Here is a 15,374-nt window from a genome sequence, read left to right as displayed (position 1 = left end):
TCAGCCGACCACGACGACGGCGGCCCAGGCACCGAGCGCCGCCGCCGCAACCGTGCCGAGCAGGCTGCCGAGCGCGTACCCGGCTGCCCGCCAGTGACGCCCGCGCTGGAGCAGGCGCACCGCCTCGAGGCTCGCCGTCGAGAAGGTCGTGTACCCGCCGCAGAAGCCGGCCAGGACGACGGCGTAGGCCCGCGGGTCGAGCGCCCCGGCGGCGAGGGCCCCCACGAGGACGCCCGCCAGCAGGCTGCCGCTGAGGTTGACGGCGGTCGTGCCACGGGGCACCCGGTCCGCGTCACCGGAGGGCAGCACGGAGTCCACGACGTACCGGCCCGCGGCGCCGAGACCACCGCCGAGCGCGACGAGGAGGAGGGTCACCGTGCCGCCGCCCGCCGCGATCCGACGACCACGCCCAGCCCGCACGCGACCAGGCCGGCCACCACGGTGCCCAGGCCGTAGCCGGCGCCAGCCGCCCAGTGCCCGTCGTCGAGGCGGGTGAGGACCTCGACGGCGATGCCCGAGTAGGTCGTGAAGCCGCCCAGCGCGCCGGTGCCGAGGAGCAAGCGCAGCCGCCGGGTGCTCGCGGGGTCGCGGCGGGCGAGTCGCTCGAGGAGGAGGCCGAGGAGGAAGGCGCCGGCGACGTTGACCGCCAGCGTCACCGCCCACGCGTGAGCGCCGCCGACGAGCAGGTGCCGGGCCAGCGCCCCCACCGCCCCACCGAGGGCCACCACGCCCACCGAGCGCACGTCCAGCTGCTCCATCACCACCTCCGCGCCGATCGTAGGCGCGGTGGGGCCCCGACGGGCGCCGCCGTCCTTTGCCTAGCATGGGGCCATGACCACGTTCGCCGCCGTCCGTCGCCGTTCCCGCTCCGTCCTGCTCGGTCTGCTCGTCCTCGTGGGCGCGCTCGGGCTCGGCACGGCGGCGCAGGCGCACGACATGCTCGTCGCGTCCGACCCCGCCGAGGGCGCGGTGCTCGAGGCGCCGCCGGAGGCGGTCACGCTGAGCTTCAACAACCCCCCGCTCGAGGTCGGCTCGGTCATCACCGTCGTCGACGCCCAGGGCACCACGCTCGCCGAGGGGACGGGGACGCTCGAGGGGACCGACGTGGTCCTCCCGCTCGACACACCGCTGCCCGCCGGTGAGCTCGAGGTGCGCTGGCGAGTCGCCTCCAGCGACGGCCACCCCATCGAGGGCGTCATCCCCTTCACCGTCGCCGAGCAGGCGGCGCCGGCCACGACGGCACCTGCCGAGCCGGCCGCTCCCGTGAGCGAGCCCGCCGCCGAGGAGAGCGAGCCTGCCGCCACGAGCGAGCCGGCCGACGAGGGCTCCGGGCTGGCCGGGCTGCCCACCTGGTCCAAGGTCGCCATCGCGGTGGCGGCGGTCGGCGCGCTCGCCGCCCTCGTCGTCGTCATGCTCCGCAGGCAGCGCGGCGACCGCCTGTGAGCAAGATCTCCGACGGCTGACGACGGCGCGCGGCGACCATGCGTCGTGCCGCGAAACCGCGGAAGTGCGGCCTTCTGAGCCTCTGACGACCATCGGGCCGGGCCGCCGGCAGGGGCCGGAGCCAGGCTTAACGTGTCTGGCATGACACGTCGACTCATCCTCCCCGCCGTCCTCCTCCTCGGCCTCACCGCCTGCGGCTCCAGCACCTCCGACGACGAGTCGAGCCCGGCCGCCACCGAGTCCCTCAGCCCCGAGCAGGTCACCTGCGAGTCCTTCTACGAGGGCACGGGCACGCCGCTGGCCGAGCGTGCCGAGGCCGCCCGCACCGCCCTCACGGGCGGCGAGGTCGTCGACGGCGCCACCTACACCGAGGTCAACGCGCTCGAGCAGCGCATCACCGAGCTCGGCGAGGACGCCCCGACCGAGATCGCCGGCCTTCTCGAGGACGTCAACGCCCCGTTCACCGAGACTGTCGCGGCCTACAACGCGGCCCGCGCTGAGGCGGACCCGGAGACGGGTGACTTCCCCTTCCCCGACCTCGCCCAGATCGACGTCGCCGGCTCGGAGTCCGCGCAGGCCGAGGTCGAGACCGCCTGCGCCGACGCCGGCTACGAGGGCTGAGCACCCGCCGCTGCCGCCTCCAGGTCCTCCTCCCCCAGCCCGTCGGCATCCTCGGGGTGGGCGATCCGCCAGGCGGCAGCGGTCGCCGCGTACTCCATCGCGGTGCGCGCGTCCCAACCGCGCGCGAAGACGTAGTGCGCGAGGGTCGCGGCATAGGTGGCGCCCAGGCCCGCCGGCCGGCTCCCCGCTCCCAGGTCGCGCGCCGGGACGTGCAGGAGCTCCCCGCCGTCCCCCGCGAGCCCGATGGCGCCCCGGGCCCCGAGCGTGAGGACGACGAGCCGCGCCCCTGAGCGACGGCGCCAGGCGTGCAGCAGCTCCACCTCACCGTCGGGCCCGGTGTCCGGGCAGTGCCCCATGACGAGGAGGTCCGCGGCGAGGTAGGGCTGCTGCTCGAGGCGCGGCGGGGCCGCGACCGTGCCGAGCGCGGCCGCCACCGGCACGCCGGTGGCCTGCGCGGAGGAGATGAGCGCCGCCGTCGGGAGCACGCCGTCGACCATGACGAGGTCAGAGGTGGCAAGCGCCCCGAGGTCGAGCTCGACGTGCGCGGTCCGTGCCTCGCCCAGGTCGCGGCTGATCTGCCGCCGTCCTCCGCCCTCGAGCACGACGGCACGCGGGGAGCGGGCTAGGGAGCGCGGGCACATCGCCGAGTTCACCGCGTAGCGGTACGCCGCGGCGTCGACGGCCGCGGCCTCGGCGTCCTCCCCGAGCGGCGCCGCGAGATAGACCTCGTCCCCGAGGGCCGCCAAGGTCCGGGCCGTGGTGAAGCCCGAGCCCCCGACCGACGCGGTGATCGGGACGTCGCGCACCGCCCGGTAGGGCACCGGGAAGTCCTCGACGGGCAGCGTGACGACGGCATAGGCCATGCCGACCACGACCACTCTCATGGTTTCCCCCTATCGGTCGCCGCCACCCTGCGGAACCCGCCCCGTCCGAGCGTAGCCCGCCGCCCGGGCCCTGCACCTCGGACGGAGGGACGATCGTGGGTACCGGAGGGCGGACGCCGGCGTTCCGGGAGTCGGATGCGGCGGTAAGCCTCAGGTACCGCCCTGGGCGGCGATCTCGGCGGCCTCCTCGGCCGCCAGCCGCGGGTCGAGGTAGCGCCCGCCGCGCACGAGCGGACGCACGTCCGGCCCCATCTCGTAGAGGAGGGGGCGGGCGTTGGGCAGGTTGAGCTCGCGCAGCTCCTCCGGCCCGAGGTCGTCGAGGAGTGCGCACAGGGCCCGCAGCGAGTTGCCGTGGGCGACGACGAGCACGCGCCGTCCCTCCCGCAGTGCCTGCGTCAGCCTGCCCTCCCACAGGGGGCGCACCCGCTCGACGACGTCGGCGAGGGACTCGGTGGCGGCCACCGCCTCCGGCGGCAGTCCGGCGAAGGGCGGCAGCGAGCGCCACAGCCGCATGGTGTGCTCGGGCAGCGGGTCGGGCCGGCCGTCGAAGGACCGGCGCCAGTGGAGGTAGAGCTCCTGCCCGTAGCGCTCGGCGACCTCGCTCTTGCCGAAGCCGGTGAGCGCGCCGTAGCTGCGCTCGTTGAGCCGCCAGTCGCGCAGCACCTCGCCGCCGACGACCCCGGAGACGATGTCGGCGGTGTGCCAGGAGCGGTGCAGCTCCGAGGCCAGGACGAGGTCGGGCCGCCAGCCGGTCGCGTGCACCCGGGCGGCGGCCTCGTGACAGCTCCGCTCGCCGCGCGGCGTTAGGCCGACGTCGAGGATCCCGGTGAACAGGCCCAGGGCGTTGGCGGCGCTCTCGCCGTGGCGCAGGAGCATGAGGGATCCGGTGGTCACGGTCCCCACCCTGTCACGCGCCGGCGCGGACCTCTCAGGTCGACAGGCCCAGCTCGTTGTGCCCGAACTCGGTGAGGAAGCGGGGCCCGTTCGCCTGGAGCTCGCGGCCGTAGGCGGCGCTCCAGTGGCTGTAGGGGCTCGTGGCGAGTGCGTCGTTGGCGAAGCGGGGGTCGTCGGTGACCTCGCTGACGCAGAAGTCGGGGATGGTGAGGTCGGTGACCGGGCCACCGCGCTCGCACTCGGCGACGACGAGCGGCTCGTTGCGGCCGAGGAAGGAGTCGATGACCCAGCCGTCGCTGCCGAGCCACAGCGAGTAGCGCAGCTTGGCCACGAGGTCCCCGCCGAGGCGGACCATCGCCAGGCCGGCGGTGACGTCGAGCTCGCGCTCGGCCTCGTAGCGGGTGCCGCCGACGTACGGGCCCTTCGCGGTGAGCGCGCAGAAGGTGAAGGTGTCCGCGGCGGCCTCGAGGAGCTCGCGCTCGTCTCCCCACGTGGGCAGCGAGCCGGCCGGCGCGGGGCCCTGGAGGCGGATGCGCAGGGCGTAGCCGTCGGCCGCGAGGAAGTAGCTCTGCACGATGAGGGCGGGGTGGGGCTCCCGCAGCGCCGCAGCGGGCAGCTCGGGGACGAAGAACTTCCGCTCGAACTCGAAGTCGCCGTCGCTCATGACCCGACGCTAGCGCGCCTCGCCCCCTGAACCCGGCATTTGCCGGGTTCAGGGGGCGCGGCGTCAGCGGGCGGTGATGGTGGCGATGTCGAGACCGGGGAGGTACCCGGCATCACCGCTGTAGGTCGCCGTGACGAGCATGAGGAGGCGGACCGGCGGCAGCTGGACCGTCACCGACCCGTCCTCGTCGAGCGCGACACGGTCGACGACCCGGAAGCCGGAGGTGACGGCCACCGTGCCGGTGGGGGCCGGCGCACCACCGCGGCCGAGGACCGCGACGTCGATCTCCGGGGAGCTGCCGCGCGGGACGCGGGACTCGGCGTCGATGTCGACGCGCGGCAGCGCGGGCAGGACGACGTAGGTGGCGGCGCGGCTCGTCGAGCCGGCCACGTCCGGCCCACCGGCGTAGACGGCGGTGAGCCGGTGCGCACCTGCCGCGAGGTCACGCGGCAGGGTGAGCGTGGCGGTGCCGTCCGCCAGCTCGCCGCTGGCGACGACCTCCCCGTCGCGGTGCAGCTCCACCGCGCCCGACGGCGCCGCCCCCGTGGCCTCGACCGTCACGGTCGCCGTCGTCTCGCTCCCGTAGGTGGTGAGGGTGCGCGACAGGCGCAGCGACGTCGTCGAGGTCGCCTGGCCGACCTCGACCGTGACCGGCTCGGAGACCGAGGCCTCCCACTGGGGTGTGTCCGGCGTGAAGGCGGCGCTGAGGGAGTGGCTGCCGGCACCGAGGGTGACGACGGCACTGGCCGTCCCGCCCTCGACGGCCGCCGTCGCGAGCTCGGTGTCCCCGTCGCGGAAGGTCACGGTGCCGGTGGCCTGCGCCGGCTCGACCGCGGCGGTGAGGGTGAGCTCGGAGCCGACGGCCGGCTCGCCGTCGACGCTGAGGGTGGTCGTCGTCGGGGCGGCCACCACCTCGGGGACGGTGACGTCGACGACCTGCGCCCGGGCGCCGTCGGCGTTGTGGGTGTGCAGGACGAGCAGCGGCCCGACGTCGGTCCCGGCCTCCGGCGAGCGGTGGAGGGTGATGTCGGTGCCCGAGGGCACGACGACGTCGTTGAACGGCCCGCCCGTGGTCCACAGGTCCGGGGCAAAGGGGTCGTAGGTGAAGGGCCCGACACCGTCGACGGCGTTGAGGCCGTTCGGGGCGTACTGCGAGAAGGTCCACACGCTGAAGGTGGGCACGGTGCCGGGCTGGAAGAGGCTGAGCGGGATCGGCGCGACGAGGACGTTGTTGTCGTAGACCGTCGAGTCGACGTCCCCCCACGTGCCGTTGACCGCGCTCTGCGAGTAGGGCTGCCCGGTCCAGTAGTCGTAGGTGTAGGCGATCGTCACGTCGGTCTCCTCGTTGACCTTCTGGACCGCCGTCTGGAGGTCGGGCGTGCCGTCCCCGTCGACGTCCGTGTCGATGACCGGGACCGTGGTGGTGCCCAGCGTCGGCCACTGCCCCTGCACGGCGATGCCGATGCCGAGGTAGCCGTCGGTCGGGTCGTAGCCGGCCTCCGCTAACCGCGGCGCCGTCGACATCGCCCCGACGTACCGGATGTCACCGGCCGCGACCTGGGTCGGGGACGTCGCGCTGGGGTCGCTGTCGGGGAGCTGCGGGCTCGTCGCCATGAGCTCGAGCACCGACACGAGGGAGGTCCAGCCGCCGGAGTCGACGTGCCGGCCGCTGATCTCCAGCGGGGCGGTGAGCTCCTCGGCCGAGGCGAAGTCCACCGGCTCGGCCGTGAGGTCGGAGACGAGCCGCGGCGCCGCGTGGACCGGGACGTGGAGCTCCTCCCCGGAGCCGCGTGGGCTCAGGACGAGCTGCCCGGATAGAGCCGCGACGAACTCGCGTGGGACACCGAGACCGGAGTCGGGGTCGGACGTCGGGTCGATGGTCCGCTCGAGGGTCTCGGGGTCGACGGTCAGGGTGACGGTCACCGTCTCGGTGCGCCCGGGACGGACCTGGATCCGCGAGGGGCTCGTGGTGATCGTGGCGCCGCCCATCGTGCTCGCCGCCTCGAAGCCGGTGGTGAAGTCGCCCGAGGCCCGGCGGCCGAGGCTCTCGACGGTCACCGTCCGGGTGAGCTGGACGGTCTCGTCGGCGACGTCGACGACACCGAAGGCCACCGTGACGTTCTCCGGCGCGTCGGCGTCGTAGGCGATGATCTCGTTGCCCACCGCGTCGAGGGCGTCGACGCGGCCGGCACCCACCCGCTCCGGGCCGTACACCGGCCCCTCCGGGCCCTGCCGGGAGAAGACGGGGTGGGTGGCCGTGTTCATGATGACGGCCTTGACCTGCTGCGGCGTCCACGTGGGGTGCGTCTCCCGGACGAGCGCGGCGATGCCGGCGACGTGCGGGGAGGCCATGGACGTCCCGGTGAGCGTCGTCGGCATCGTGCCGGTGCCGGACGCGGCGGAGGAGATGCGGGTGCCGGGTGCGGCGACGTCGGGCTTGACGACGCCGAGCGAGCCGTGGGCGCCGCGCGACGAGCCGGGGTTGAGCATGTCGGCGACCGTCTCGTCCCGGGTGAGGGCGGCGTCCCGGTAGGACGGGCCGAGGCGCACGGTGAGCGTCCCGGCCGCGATCTCCGGGAGAAGCAGGTCGGTGACCCGCGAGGTGAGCTGCGCTCCCGGGGTGGCCGTGTCGCCCGCGATGCCCGCGGTGAAGATCGGGCTCTCCGTCCCGATGAGCACACCGGCGGCGCCGGCCGCCGTGGCGTTGCTCCACCGCGCGCCGCTGCCGCACGCACGGGTGGCGTCGTTGTCGTCCCAGTCCAGCCACACGATGTTGCCGGCGATCCGGTCGGCGTACTCGGTGAGCGGCGTGCAGCCGTCGACGCCCTCGCCGAGGTAGACGACGGGCGCCTCGACGTCCTCACCGCCCGTGTAGCTCTGGGTGTTCTGGGCCGCGTGCAGCCCGACGAGCGACTCGTCGGCGGCGTCGACGACCTCGACGGCGTCGAAGACCATGACGTCGGCCACGGAGTTGGCCACGGCGAGCGCGGCGCCGGAGTTGCCCGGTGAGCCGCCGACATCGGTGGCGTCACCGGAGTTGCCGGCGGACATGACCGACATGGTGCCGAGGTCGGCGAGGCGGTTGACGAAGAGGTTCTCCGGGTCGTCGACCGGCGCGGTGGAGGCGCCGAGGGAGAGGTTGATGACGTCGAGGCGGTCGGAGAAGTCGAGGTCGCCGTCCGGGTCGGCCGCCCACTCCAGCGCGTTGATGGTCACGCCCGTGGAGCCGCCGATGTCACCGAAGACCTTGAGCGCGTAGATACCGGCCTCGGGGGCCGAGCCGGGCCCGACGCGCCAGTCGCTGATGTCACCGACGTCGCCGTAGTCGCCGCGGAAGGTCTCGCCGTCGGCGGTGACGCCGTAGCCGGCAGCGGTGCCGGCGACGTGCGAGCCGTGGCCGCCCCCGCCGGTGTGGTGGGCGTCGATCGGGTTGGCGTCGGGCTGCGGGACGAGCGTGCCGCCCGGGATGGTGCCGGACGCGTCGTAGGTGGGTCCGGCGAAGTCCCAGCCGCCGAGGAACTTCGCGTCGTCGAACAGGCCCTCGGGGATCGGGCCGGTGCCGTCCTCGCCGTAGGCGGCCGCGTAGGCATCCTCGGTGCCCGGGCCGCCGAAGGCCGCGTGGGTGTAGTCGACACCGGTGTCGATGATGCCCATGCGGATGCCCTCACCGGTGCTGCCGTAGGACTCCCAGACCTCCGCGGCGCGGGTGAGGACGTCGACGTTCTTGTTGTTCGGCTCCTTGAGCGTGACGAGCTTGACGGCGACGACGTCGTCGGACTCGGCCAGCTCACGCACCTGCGCGGCCTCGCCGGTGACGATGGTGCCGGCGACGAGGTTGCTCGTCACCGACAGGCGCTGCGGGCCGGCGCTGCGGGCGCGGGCACCAGCCTGGGCGGGGACGACGTCCGCGGCGAGGTCCTCGACCTCCTCGACGGCCGCGCCGGCCTCGGCGGGCGAGCCGCCGGACTCGACGACGTCGAGCGCGGAGGGCGCGGCGAGCTGGACGAAGGCGGTGACGTCCCCCGCGGCCTGCTGGAGGGTCTGCCCGACCTTCCCGGTGACCTCGAGTCCGGGGAGCGGCTCGGGGGGTGCGGGGGCGGCGGGATCGGCTCCTGCCGGGACGGCCCCGAACACCCCGACCGCTCCGAGGACGAGGGCACTGGTGGCGGCGGTCTTTCGACGCATCGTCAGCTCATTTCGTCGTGTCCACCCGTGACAGCCGTGTCACGGGAGCACCGGGCTGGTGGCGTGGGACACGCTAGCGCCCGGCGCCGACATCGTCACCCAGCGGAGGGAGGATCCGGGGTGCCGTCCTCGCTCGGCCGGGGCGTCGTCGGGCGTGCGCCGCTCGTCGCCCCGGCGGTCGCGACCGCGACGAGGACGATGCCGAGGAGCTCGAGCCGGCCCAGCCGCTGGCCCAGGACGAGCCAGCCGGCGAGCGCCGCGATGACCGGGTAGAGGCTCATCATGACCGCGAAGTTCCCGGCCGTGACCCGCCGCATCGCGGCCATCTCGAGGGAGTAGGGGACGACCGAGGAGAGCAGCGCGACGGCGGCGCCGAGGGCGAGGACGCGCGGCTCGAGGAGGGCGCTGCCCGTGGTGGCCAGCCCGAGCGGGACCGCGACGACGGAGCCCACCGCGAGCGCCAGGGCCAGTCCCTGCGCGCCGGTGAAGGCGCGTGCGACCCGCGCCCCGAGGACGACGTAGGCCGCCCAGGCGGCGGCCGCCCCCAGGGCGAGCGCCACCCCGAGCGGGTCCAGGCCGGCGACGCTCCCACCGCCCAGCGCCGCGACCCCCGCGAGCGCGAGGACCGCCCAGACGAGGTTGCGCAGCCGGCGCCCGAGGACGACGTAGAGCGTGAGCGGGCCGAGGACCTCGAGCGTGACCGCCGGGCCCAGCGGGATCCGGTCGATCGCGTGGTACAGCAGGCTGTTCATCGCGACCATCGCCAGCCCGAAGGCGACGACGAGGCCCCAGTCCGCCCTGCTCCGGCCGCGCAGCGCGGGCCGCAGGACGGTGAGGAGGATGAGGGCCGCGAAGGCGAAGCGCAGGGCGACGACACCGGACGGGCCGGCCGCCGGGAAGACGAGCGCGGCGACGGCCGAGCCGAACTGGACCGAGACGGCGGCACCGAGCACGAGCGGGGCGGCCGGTCCGGGGAGCAGGGGACGGCGCGACTCACTCACCGCTGCACCGTACTCCGCGCACGTGCCGCGGCCGGTCCGTGGGCGCGAGGAGCGGGTGTCGGTGCCCGGTCCTACAGTGGCGGCAGGCAGGACGGGGAGGTGTCATGGCGGACAGGGCAGCGCCGGAGGCGTCGGTGGTCGTGGGCGACCCCTACCGGCTCGACCGGGACGGCGTCCGTGAGCCCCCGACGACCTGGCGCGGGTCGCTGCGCTTCTTCGGTCCCGGGCTCATCGTCTCGGCCTCGATCGTCGGCGCCGGCGAGCTCATCACCGCGACCGCCCTGGGCGCCGAGGCGGGCTTCGTCCTCCTGTGGCTCGTCATCTTCTCCACGCTGGTCAAGGTCGCCGTCCAGGTCGAGATGGCGCGGTACTCGATCGTCACCGGCCTCGGCGGGATGGAGGGCTACACCCGTGTCCCGCCGCGCGTGGGGAACATCGGCTGGGTCTTCGTCATGTGGGCCCTCATGGCCGTCTCCAAGCTCATCCAGACCGGCGGTCTCATCGGCGGCATGGCGGCCGCCCTGAGCATCCTCCTGCCGATCGGCTCCGGCCCGCTCGAGGCGACGTCGCTGACCATCTGGGCCGTCGTCGTGACCGTCCTCGCCGTCGTCACGCTGTACTCCAACAGGTACGGGCTCATCGAGAAGGTCGCGGTCTTCCTCACCATGACCTTCGTCGTCGTCACGCTCGTCATCGCCCTGGGCCTGCCGGCCACCGAGTACGCCTACTCCGGCGGCGACCTCGCCTCGGGGCTCTCGCTCTCCCTGCCCGCCGGGGCGATCGGCGTCGCCGTCGCGATGTTCGGCCTCACCGGGGTGGGCTCGGAGGAGATCACCGCCTACACCTACTGGTGCCTTGAGAAGGGCTACGCCCGCTGGTCGGGCCCCAACGACGGCTCCGCGGAGTACCGCCGGCGGGCCCGCGGGTGGATCGCCGTCATGCAGAAGGACGCCCTGGTCGCGTGGGTGATCTACACGGTGAGCACGATGTCCTTCTACGTCATGGGCGCCGCCGTGCTCCACCCCCAGGGCCTGGTGCCCGAGGGCAACGACATGATCGAGGTGCTCTCGCAGACCTACGCGAGCGTGCTCGGCGAGTGGGGCCGGGTCCTCTACCTGGTCGGCGCCCTCGCCGCGCTCGGCTCGACGATCTGGGCAGCCGTCCCCTCGTGGTCCCGCTCGTGGGCCAACGCGCTGAGCATCGTCGGGGTCTACGACTGGACCGACGCCCGGAAGCGGAACGCCTGGATGCGGGTCTTCATCGTCGCGCTGCCCGTGGTCTGGCTGCTCACCTACCTGTGGATCTCCTCGCCCTTCGTCATGATCCTCATCGGCGGGGTCGCCGGCGGTATCTTCCTCGCGGCGGTCGCCGTCGCCGCGTGGTACCTGCGGTCCAGGTACGTCGAGCCGGAGCTGCGCGGCGGGCGCTTCGCGGCGACGGCGCTCGCCGTCAGCGGCGTGGCGATCCTCCTCCTCGGCGTCTACTCGGCGCTGAGCGCCACCGGGCTCGTGTCCGTCTGAGCGGCGCGGGCCAGCCGGCCCGACACCTCGAGGAGGTAGCGGCGCAGCGCCTCGGGCGACTCGACGACGAACTCGGCCTCGAGCTGGGCGAGGGCGGCGGCGAGCCACTGGACGCTGTCGCCGTCGAGGAGCAAGCGGCAGCTCGTCGCATCGACGGGCCGGACCTCACCCTCGGCCGCCCAGCGCCGCATGACCTCGCTGTCGGCCGGCTCGCGGACGAGGACGACGGCCTTCTCCTGCCACAGGTCGCGCACCCGCCCGAGGAGGTAGGAGCCGGCGTCGTCGCCGGGCAGCTCACGCGGCGTGAAGCGGCGGCCGAGGGGGATGCGCGGGTGGAGGCGGTCGACGCGGAAGGTGCGCCAGTCCTCCCGGTGGAGGTCCCAGGCGACGAGGTACCAGCGGCCGCTCCACGTGACCAGGCCGTAGGGCTCGACCTCGCGCAGCGACTCCGTCCCGTCACCGCTGACGTAGTCGAAGCGCAGGCACACGTGGTCGCGGCACGCGCCGGCGACGGTCATGAGCACCTCGGGCTCGACGACGGCGGGTCCCGGGAGGTGGACGACGCTCGCCCCGAGCCGCTCGACACGGGCCCGCAGCCGCGAGGGCAGCACGTGCTCGAGCTTGCCCAGTGCTCGCTGCGCCGCCTCACCCACCCCGTGGACGTTGCTGCTGGCCGCCGTCGTCAGTGCGATCGCGGCCGCGACGGCCTCGTCGGAGAGGAACTGCAGCGGCGGGAGCCGGCCGCCGTCGCCCAGCCGGTAGCCGCCGCCCTTGCCCTTGACGGCGTGGACCGGGTAGTCGAGCTCGCGCAGCTTGTCGACGTCGCGCCGCAGGGTGCGGTCGCTGACCCCGAGGCGCTCGGCGAGCTCGCTGCCGGACCACTCGCGGCGCAGCTGGAGGAGGCTGAGCAGCTCGAGCATGCGCCGGGAGGAGTCCACGGCCACATCATGGCGGGAGCAGCGGACACTCCGTGTCCGGTACGGCTCCTAGCGTGGGAACTGCCCGAATCGCCCGGAGGGACAGTCCCATGGAACCGCACCTGCTCGACAGCTTCGCCGCCCACAGCGTCGGCAGCACGCTCGACGACTTCACCCGCCGCCAGCGGGTCCCGGCCGACCGCGCGCGCCGCTCCCCCGCCCGCCGGCACCGCGCCACCCTGGCCGTGAGCACGACCCTCGGCCTGGCCGCCCCCACGCTCACCGCCGTCGCCCTCGTCACCCGGTAGCGGCCTAAGGTGAGCACATGGCAGCGCGCGAGCAGCAGCTCATCAACGAGCCCGAGCGCATCCGTGCGTTGTCCCACCCGCTGCGCCTGCGACTGCTCGACCTCCTCGGGGAGCGAGGGGAGCTGACGGCCACCCAGTGCGCCGAGCTCACCGGCGAGTCCGTGGCCAGCTGCTCCTTCCACCTGCGGATGCTCGAGAAGTACGGCTTCATCGAGCGTGCCGAGGCGAGAGGCCGCGAGAAGCCCTGGCGCACGGTGTCCGGCGGGGGGTACGCGACGACGGTCGATCCCGAGGTCCCCGGCTCCGTCCAGGCGACCGTCGAGCTCGCCCGGCTCACCTTCCAGCAGCGCGCCCAGGAGCTGTGGGCCGCCGTCGAGCGGCTCGGTGAGGAGCCGCCCGAGTGGCTCGACGCCACCCGGCTGATGCACGGCAGCTTCTGGGCCACCGCCGAGGAGGCCGCGGAGGTCGCCGACCAGATCCACGCACTGCTGGGTCGCTTCGAGGACCGCGACGACCCCGCCCTGCGCCCGGAGGGTGCCCGCCGGGTGCGCGTGCTCTCCGCGATCCACTCCGAGGCGCCCGACGCCTGACGTCCGGGCGCGCCCTCCCCCGCGGGGGGGAGCGGCTCTGCCATGCCCGTTCGCGCTGCGCAAGATCTCTTCCTAAAGAACCCTTGTGCAAGGTTCCTTTAGCGTCTAGCCTCGTGGCCATGGCCGAGACCGTCACCCCCAACCGCAGCCCCCGGCGCGGCCCCGCGGCGCTCCGCAAGCGCGGCTTCCGCCAGCTGGCCGGCGCCTGGGTCTTCACGAACGTCGCCGACAGCGCGCTCTACCTCATGCTCGCGGTGTGGGTGAAGGAGCTGACCGGCTCGGACGGCGCCGCGGGCTTCGTCTTCGTCGCCCTCGGCCTGCCGACGCTCGTCGCGCCGTTCATCGGCCAGCTCGCCGACCGTGTCTCCCGCAAGGGCCTGCTGGCCGTGGGCAACGCCGTCATGGTGGCGGTCGTCCTCACCCTCGTGCTCGTCCGCGACGCCGACGACGTGTGGCTCGTCTACGCCGTCACCGTCGTCTACGGCGCCATGGGCTTCGTCACCGCCTCCGCCCAGTCGGGCCTCGTGCGTGACCTGCTCGACGACGACGAGCTCGCCGGGGGCAACGGCTTCCTCAGCACCGTGGACCAGGCCTTCCGCCTGCTGTCCCCGCTCGTCGGGACCGCGCTCTACGTCGCGGCCGGCCCGCGCGCCGTCGTCGCCGTGACCGCGGCCTGCTTCGCCGTGACGGCCCTGCTGCTCAGCCGCGTCGAGGTGACGGAGACGCCCGCACCGCCGGCCGAGGGAGCGTTCTGGACCGAGCTCACCGGCGGCCTGCGCCACCTCCTGGGCACCCGACCACTCGGGGCGCTCACGCTCGCGCTCGCCGTCGCCATGGGCGCCTCCGGGCTGACCAACGTCGCCGTCTTCCCCTTCATGGAGCAGGGGCTGGGCGTGGACGCCGCCCTGCTCGGGGTGCTCGTCAGCGTCCAGGGCGTCGGCGCCGTCATCGGCGGGCTCACCGCCGCGCGGCTGCTCGGCCGCCTCGGAGAGCCGCGGGCGGTGGCGCTGGGGCTGAGCGTCCTGGCCGCCGGGATGCTGCCCTTCGTCCTCGTCGGCACGCTCGACCTGCCCGGCACCGTGGGGCTGGGGCTCGCCGTGCTCGGCCTGGCCCTCGTCGGCCTCGGGGTGCCGTGGGCGATCGTCGCCTTCGTCACCGCCCGGCAGCGCCTGACCCCCGCCCGCCTGCAGGGGCGCGTCGCCGCCGCGACCAACGTCGCCCTCACCCTGCCCCAGACCCTCGCGACGACGGTCGGCGCGACCGTCGTCGGCGCCGTCGACTACCGCATCCTCGTCGCCCTCACCGTCGCCGCCACCCTGGCCGGCGGCGCCCTCGCCCTGCGCGCTGCGCGCCGCACCAGCTGACCAGAGCAGCCACCGCCCGAAGGAGATCACCATGGACCCGCACCTGCTGCACGACCTCGCCGCCCGGAACACCGGGCAGACGATGGCCGACTTTGCTCTCCTCCAGCACCTCGCCCCGAGCCGGCCCCGCAAGCCGCGGACGACCCTCGGCTGGCCCGGCCGCCGCCGCCGCTAAATCCGTTGCCCGGACCCCCGCCCCGCCGGAAGGCTGGGCACCCGTCCCCGACCCACCCTGAGACGCCCCCAGGGTCGGACCAGGGTGACACCGGATACCGACCGTCTCCCGTCCACGATTCGCTGGAACCATGCCGGACCTCATCACCGCGCTGCCCGAGGCCTTCAGCCCCGCGCTCCTCGCCCTCGGCGCCCTGCTCGCCCTGGCCGAGTCCGCGCTCGGCCTGGGCGTCCTCGTGCCCGGTGAGCTCGGTGTGCTCGTCCTCGGCGCGGCCGCCCGGACACCGGTGCAGGTCCTGCTCGCGCTCGTCGTCGTCACGGTGGCCGCCTCGCTGGCCGACCACATCGGCTACGTCGTGGGGCGCCGGTACGGCGCTCGGCTGCGCGAGTCCCGCGTCGTGCGCCGGGTCGGCACCACGCACTGGGACGGCGCGGCGCGGCTGGCCAGGCGCCGCGGCGCGAGCGCCCTGGTCGTGAGCCGGCTGCTGCCGCTCGTGCGCACCCTCATGCCCGCCGCGGCGGGAGCCGCCCGGATGCGCTACGGCCGCTTCCTCGCCGGCTCGGTCACCGGCAGCCTCGTGTGGGCCGCCCTGTGGCTGGGCGCGGGCGGCCTCGCCGGGCAGGCGCTGCCGGCGGTCGCCACCTCCCTCGGCCGCCTCGGCTGGGTGGTGCTCGCGGCGATCATCCTCACCGCCGGGCTGCTCGTCCTGCGCCGCCGGGTGCGGCTGCGCGCCGAGCTGCTCGCCGCCGCGGCCGACACCTGCCCGGACGCGGCGGTGCGACACCCGGCTCTCGAGCCGGCCCGCTGA

16 protein-coding genes are annotated in these 15,374 nt (G+C 74.6%); 8 read left to right on the top strand and 8 right to left on the bottom strand.

What is annotated here, in order from left to right; genetic code table 11:
- Positions 1–375, bottom strand: coding sequence for a fluoride efflux transporter CrcB (gene crcB / locus AA0005_RS02110; RefSeq protein WP_413451777.1), 375 nt, complete (start codon positions 373–375; stop codon positions 1–3).
- On the bottom strand, positions 372–758 hold the full coding sequence (locus AA0005_RS02105) for a fluoride efflux transporter FluC (protein WP_413451776.1): 387 nt from the start codon (positions 756–758) through the stop codon (positions 372–374). The genes crcB and AA0005_RS02105 overlap by 4 nt, the downstream gene beginning before the upstream one ends.
- Before the next feature lie 73 nt (positions 759–831).
- On the opposite strand from AA0005_RS02105, the gene AA0005_RS02100 reads away from it, so the two are divergent.
- Both AA0005_RS02100 and AA0005_RS02095 read left to right on the top strand, forming a co-directional pair.
- Positions 832–1,443, top strand: a complete 612-nt coding sequence (locus tag AA0005_RS02100; RefSeq protein WP_413451775.1) for a copper resistance protein CopC — start codon at positions 832–834, stop codon at positions 1,441–1,443.
- A 141-nt stretch (positions 1,444–1,584) separates the two neighbouring features.
- Positions 1,585–2,064, top strand: a complete 480-nt coding sequence (locus AA0005_RS02095; RefSeq protein WP_413451774.1) for a hypothetical protein — start codon at positions 1,585–1,587, stop codon at positions 2,062–2,064.
- On the opposite strand, the gene AA0005_RS02090 is transcribed toward AA0005_RS02095, so the two are convergent.
- The 5 genes from AA0005_RS02090 to AA0005_RS02070 form a co-directional block, all read right to left on the bottom strand.
- A complete protein-coding gene (locus AA0005_RS02090) occupies positions 2,052–2,948 on the bottom strand; it encodes a PfkB family carbohydrate kinase (protein ID WP_413451773.1) in 897 nt (298 codons plus the stop codon). The two genes, AA0005_RS02095 and AA0005_RS02090, sit on opposite strands and share 13 nt — an antisense overlap.
- Positions 2,949–3,098: 150 nt before the next feature.
- On the bottom strand, positions 3,099–3,842 hold the full coding sequence (locus AA0005_RS02085; protein ID WP_413451772.1) for a 2,3-bisphosphoglycerate-dependent phosphoglycerate mutase: 744 nt from the start codon (positions 3,840–3,842) through the stop codon (positions 3,099–3,101).
- 34 nt (positions 3,843–3,876) lie between these two features.
- Entirely contained in the window at positions 3,877–4,506 is a 630-nt protein-coding gene (locus tag AA0005_RS02080) for a hypothetical protein (protein WP_413451771.1), read from the bottom strand.
- Positions 4,507–4,569: 63 nt separating this feature from the next.
- Complete coding sequence (locus AA0005_RS02075; RefSeq protein ID WP_413451770.1) at positions 4,570–8,691, bottom strand: S8 family serine peptidase; 4,122 nt, start codon at positions 8,689–8,691, stop codon at positions 4,570–4,572.
- Between the two features lie 95 nt (positions 8,692–8,786).
- Complete coding sequence (locus AA0005_RS02070; RefSeq protein WP_413451769.1) at positions 8,787–9,692, bottom strand: EamA family transporter; 906 nt, start codon at positions 9,690–9,692, stop codon at positions 8,787–8,789.
- A gap of 104 nt (positions 9,693–9,796) precedes the next feature.
- Here AA0005_RS02070 and AA0005_RS02065 point away from each other — a divergent pair, with 104 nt between their 5' ends.
- The gene (locus tag AA0005_RS02065) at positions 9,797–11,212 is read left to right on the top strand and encodes an Nramp family divalent metal transporter (RefSeq protein ID WP_413451768.1); all 1,416 of its coding nucleotides are present in this window, start codon (positions 9,797–9,799) and stop codon (positions 11,210–11,212) included.
- Here the strand turns inward: AA0005_RS02065 and AA0005_RS02060 are convergent.
- Complete coding sequence (locus tag AA0005_RS02060; protein ID WP_413451767.1) at positions 11,173–12,150, bottom strand: helix-turn-helix transcriptional regulator; 978 nt, start codon at positions 12,148–12,150, stop codon at positions 11,173–11,175. The genes AA0005_RS02065 and AA0005_RS02060 overlap by 40 nt on opposite strands.
- Before the next feature lie 89 nt (positions 12,151–12,239).
- Here AA0005_RS02060 and AA0005_RS02055 point away from each other — a divergent pair, with 89 nt between their 5' ends.
- From AA0005_RS02055 to AA0005_RS02035, 5 genes are all read left to right on the top strand, one after another.
- On the top strand, positions 12,240–12,437 hold the full coding sequence (locus tag AA0005_RS02055) for a hypothetical protein (protein WP_413451766.1): 198 nt from the start codon (positions 12,240–12,242) through the stop codon (positions 12,435–12,437).
- A gap of 17 nt (positions 12,438–12,454) precedes the next feature.
- Positions 12,455–13,027 (top strand): winged helix-turn-helix domain-containing protein, encoded by a 573-nt coding sequence (locus AA0005_RS02050; protein WP_413451765.1) that lies wholly within the window; start codon positions 12,455–12,457, stop codon positions 13,025–13,027.
- A gap of 119 nt (positions 13,028–13,146) precedes the next feature.
- On the top strand, positions 13,147–14,391 hold the full coding sequence (locus tag AA0005_RS02045) for an MFS transporter (protein WP_413451764.1): 1,245 nt from the start codon (positions 13,147–13,149) through the stop codon (positions 14,389–14,391).
- 31 nt (positions 14,392–14,422) lie between these two features.
- Complete coding sequence (locus AA0005_RS02040) at positions 14,423–14,566, top strand: hypothetical protein (RefSeq protein ID WP_413451763.1); 144 nt, start codon at positions 14,423–14,425, stop codon at positions 14,564–14,566.
- 130 nt (positions 14,567–14,696) lie between these two features.
- The gene (locus tag AA0005_RS02035) at positions 14,697–15,374 is read left to right on the top strand and encodes a DedA family protein (protein WP_413451762.1); all 678 of its coding nucleotides are present in this window, start codon (positions 14,697–14,699) and stop codon (positions 15,372–15,374) included.

The organism is Georgenia phoenicis (genome assembly GCF_047302425.1).
Classification (GTDB): Bacteria; Actinomycetota; Actinomycetes; order Actinomycetales; family Actinomycetaceae; genus Oceanitalea.
The sequence above is the reverse complement of the archived record's forward strand: the minus strand, read 5'-3'. Positions and strand labels throughout refer to the sequence as shown.